Genomic DNA, 4,179 nt, shown 5'->3' with positions numbered 1-4,179 from the left:
CTTAATAATTGAAGACAACGAGATTTGCCAACAAATCTACAAATTCACGTTTAACCAATTAAAATGCCCTTTTACACTCGCTGGAACGGCAAAAGAAGCCCTCTGCCTCGTGAACCAACATCGCTATCACTGTATTTTAACCGATTGGGGACTACCTGATTGTGACGATGAATCCTTAGTAAAAGCAATGCGCACGACATCTCTTAATAAGGCAACACCGATTTTTGTGATTTCAGCACAAGTATCTCCATACATAATCCGGGTTTGTCAGGAATTAAAGTTACAAGGGGTGTACTCTAAACCACTTACCCTAACTGAAATTAAAGCACTGGTGACACCTTATCTTTGATGGGTACTAAATAAGGTCTGGTAGCTAATAGTTATCTCAAAAATATTAATTTGACGTTGCTCGGTTAATTTGCTGAGCAATTACCTTAAATGGAACAAGAATGATTCATAGGATGCCGCCCATCTCAATCCGAGGTAAGCGGGCGGCATTTTTTGAAGGAACTTAATAAAGAAAGGTCTCTACTGGAATTAGCAAGTTCACCACGAGGGTCTCTATTACCATTAGGGTCCTCTGAATTTACTTCAATATAAACAGGATTTTTTTCCTCTCACCTTGATTATTGTATAACCAGGAAAATTTAGGATAATATCTTTTCTTTGCACTTTAATCCTCTTTCGATTGGGGAATCAAAAAGTTAGATTACTAAATCTGATTAAAGCCCCTACATTTGGTAGAGCCCGAACAATTGGCATATGCTACTCAACATCCATAGTTAAATTAAACTGCCATTAATTTATAAGGAAAAATACATGAAATCGAAAATAGAAACTCCAAAAGAAAATGAAGCAAAATCTCCACGAGAACTAGAATTAGAAGAAATTCATGGTGCTGCCGCTCTCAAATGGGTTGCTCAGCAAAATGAAGAGATCAAATCCACTTTCTGGTCATCACCTTCGTTCAAGGAAATGGAAAAAACTCTGTTATCCTTTTATGAAGACCAACGTAAAGTCCCATACATCTCGATGGATAATAGCCATTATTATAATTTTTGGTGCGATGAACATCATATCCAGGGTATTTGGAGGCGCACTACACTCGAAGAATATCGTAAACCCAATACTCAGTGGGAGCTCTTGCTTGATATCGATGCACTACCAGAAGAAGAAGCATGGCTTATATTAACGGATACCAAGGTAAAAGCAGAAGAAAACTGGGTATTTCATAGTGTATTAAAAAGCCCTAATGGCAAAAGAGGGTTAGTTGCACTATCATTGGGTGGCAAAGATGCTAGTGTGGTTCGCGAATTTGATATCGACCAAAAAAAATTCATTACAGATGGCTTCACATTACCAGAAAATAAATCATGCTACGCATGGTGCGATAATAATTCCATTTGGGTTGGAACCAACTTTGGCGAAGGTAGTTTGACCGAATCAGGATATTCAAGAATAGCCAAACTGTGGCAGCGCGGAGAATCTTTGGAACATGCCACAACCATTTTTGAAGGACAGTCAACTGACGTAGAAATCGAAGCCATTACTTTTCATGGAGCTGAACGCAACTACCATTATATAAAACGTAGCATCAATTTTTACGAACATGAATATTTCATGATAAATGAGGACCTGTCACTCTCTCGTCTACCTGTTCCTCTTAGTGTTAACCTTGAAGATTTTATTAGTGACCAAGTGATTATCAGTTTATACAAAGACTGGGAAGCAGAAACAGGCCATCATTATAAAACCGGATCTGTTATTGCATTGGATCTCTCTTCTATTCAGGATCCGAAACAACTAAAAATATCATTAATTTTCGAACCCACAGATTCCTGTTTTATGAGTTCAGTTTGCACAACAAAAAATGACATACTCCTCACACTCACTAAAAACGTCTGCAATGAAATACATCGCTTCAACATTTCATGCATTCACATTATCAAATGGAATAAGTTTAGGTTTGAAGGCTAAACACGCTGTTGAGCCGCCCGCTGATAATAAAAACGGTAATGGCGAATTAGCGTTTACAATCGATAATAATAAAAAAGTTGATGTGTTATTTGCAGAATGGCAAGAAAAAAACATCAGCATGGCTCTTTCTCCAACCGTCGTGCCTTATGGTTATACTTTTGTAGCACTTGATCCTGATGGCAATCGACTTCGAGTTGTTTCACTGAATAAATCATAATACCCAAAAATTAGGGATATCAATTTCGTTTTGCACTTAATTGCTATCAGTGAACATGACATACAGCTGATTGCGAAAGCAATGCAAGCTACCATCAACACTAAATAGGAGAGATTTACATGTCATCTATACCACCAACCCTGAAATATGTAGAAGGCTTTACGGTAATGGGATTAAGTACAAAAACGCAAAACACCGACGAATTTAATGAAAAAACAGCGAAATTACCGAACCTTTGGCAACAATTTTATTCCAGCGATTTAGCTGCCAATACAAACATATTTGAAGTCTATTCAGACTATGAATCTGATGCAAATGGTCTTTACACTGTCACTGTTGGTATCAGTGATGATAGTGAGCATGCGGAATTTGGCAGCGTTAAAATTCAAACGGGCAACTATCTTGTTTTTCACGGTACAGGTCCAATGCCATCCACAGTGGTTGAGACTTGGAAGCAAATTTGGGATTACTTTGAAGAAAAAAGTAATTATCAGCGCAGTTTTATCAGCGACTTTGAAGCATATAACGGTTCTGATAAAGTAGCTATTTATATCGGTATTAATGAAGTATAGTAACAACTTAAAGGCTAAGCTCACTATGTGATCTTAGCCGCACAAGCTGTAAAGTAGCATCACCTGGCTTTCTATAAATTAAAACCAGATCCGGTTTAATGTAGCAATCACGATGGTCATGCCAATTATTTGAAAGCGCATGGACACGATGTTTTTATTGTTTTTTGATTAGGTATAAAAGACTCAAAAGGTAGAGACTTATCCTTTGCTACACGAGTCAATAACATATGGAATGCATCAGATTTTGATTAACTGTGTTTAATTGTTTAAAATCAATAGATTAAATTTTATTTTCTATATTTTAAATCTATAAGGAGCATCTGAGGGGCACTCATAAATAACAGATGGCGAATAGATTTAGTTCAAGGACTAAACTCTGAGTTTGTCATCTCATTTTCTGGTGTTGGTAAAAGTGTTAACCCTCCTCGAACAAGAAGAGCACCTATTTGGATAGGAATAGAAAGAGTGGCTTTGATAATAGTATCTCCAAGTAGTACAAACATATCAAGTAAATGCAACGTGTTACTTTTTGCATCATCCACTGAGTCAAAACAGAGATTATAAATAACTGTGAAGGGTATAGCTATTGTAAAAACCAAGATACAAAATGATACGAACATTACCCCCAACAATGACAGCATCGTGATATTAAATGAATCTACACATTGAAGTATGAATTCACTAAAAGAAGTAAAAGGCGACCGAAATAGTTTGTGAGCGAAATCTAGAAACTCGGCATATGATAAAGAATCTTCTGTTGCACATCTATGATTATAACCTGTCACCTCTTTTATTTTTTCTATGAGAAACCTATCCTGTACTAATCTACAATCCTCTGTAAATTCTTGTTGTAATTGAGGCAATTTTTCGATATTTTTTATTTGTACTTTTTCAACAGTTTGGTTCTTTTGATTGGTATAATATAATGTTTCTTTATGGAGAATAACAGCATTTTTCCCATTCAACTGCTGTATCTCATTAAAAGGGCATTTTGAGTTGGATCTTCTATCATTTTAAAGAGATAACACTGATATAAGTCTTCAAAATTAAGAAATATCCACTGTGATGAAAAAAACTTGAAATGAGCGTCTCTAGACTTGGATGACATTGTTTTCTCTCTTGGAGCCGTTTTTAATGTTAAAGATTATATATTATTGGTTATTATTTTGTCACTACTTAAACTTAAATAGAAAAGCCTGAAGGAAGAAGTGATTAGCATGATTCTTGAAGTCGAGGATAATAATGCATGCCAAGTAGGAAATTTCTGATTAATATTTGCGAGATCTCTTTGATAAAGTGTTCCGAGAGTTATGGACCCGGAACTTGTACGTTAGCTGAAAGATGGAGAACTTTCTTGTTCGTTATCATGTGGTAACTCTTCTGAAACTACTTTTCTCTCAGAATGCAGAGGCG

At 36.1% G+C, this 4,179-nt stretch carries 6 protein-coding genes and 1 pseudogene; 4 read left to right on the top strand and 3 right to left on the bottom strand.

Annotated elements, in window-relative coordinates; genetic code table 11:
- The 4 genes from WA877_RS03945 to WA877_RS03930 form a co-directional block, all read left to right on the top strand.
- Positions 1-349 (top strand): response regulator (locus tag WA877_RS03945; protein ID WP_425169630.1); only part of this gene is annotated, 349 nt, incomplete at its 5' end.
- A 470-nt stretch (positions 350-819) separates the two neighbouring features.
- Positions 820-1,977, top strand: coding sequence for a hypothetical protein (locus WA877_RS03940; RefSeq protein WP_425169629.1), 1,158 nt, complete (start codon positions 820-822; stop codon positions 1,975-1,977).
- On the top strand, positions 1,967-2,194 hold the full coding sequence (locus WA877_RS03935; RefSeq protein WP_425169628.1) for a hypothetical protein: 228 nt from the start codon (positions 1,967-1,969) through the stop codon (positions 2,192-2,194). Before WA877_RS03940 ends, WA877_RS03935 begins: the two co-directional genes overlap by 11 nt.
- Positions 2,195-2,313: 119 nt before the next feature.
- Complete coding sequence (locus WA877_RS03930) at positions 2,314-2,766, top strand: GyrI-like domain-containing protein (protein ID WP_425169627.1); 453 nt, start codon at positions 2,314-2,316, stop codon at positions 2,764-2,766.
- A gap of 7 nt (positions 2,767-2,773) precedes the next feature.
- On the opposite strand, the pseudogene WA877_RS03925 reads toward WA877_RS03930, so the two are convergent.
- The 3 genes and pseudogenes from WA877_RS03925 to WA877_RS03915 form a co-directional block, all read right to left on the bottom strand.
- Positions 2,774-2,920: pseudogene (locus WA877_RS03925) on the bottom strand (type II toxin-antitoxin system mRNA interferase toxin, RelE/StbE family); the annotation flags it as partial.
- Complete coding sequence (locus tag WA877_RS03920; protein ID WP_425169625.1) at positions 2,892-2,993, bottom strand: hypothetical protein; 102 nt, start codon at positions 2,991-2,993, stop codon at positions 2,892-2,894. The gene WA877_RS03920 and the pseudogene WA877_RS03925, both read right to left, overlap by 29 nt.
- 135 nt (positions 2,994-3,128) lie before the next feature.
- A complete protein-coding gene (locus WA877_RS03915; protein WP_425169624.1) occupies positions 3,129-3,731 on the bottom strand; it encodes a hypothetical protein in 603 nt (200 codons plus the stop codon).
- Positions 3,732-4,179: the final 448 nt, after the last annotated feature.

This window comes from Legionella sp. (genome assembly GCF_049790535.1).
Lineage (GTDB): Bacteria > Pseudomonadota > Gammaproteobacteria > Legionellales > Legionellaceae > Legionella.
Note: the sequence above shows the minus strand (reverse complement) of the source record. Positions and strands in the feature narration are given on the sequence as shown.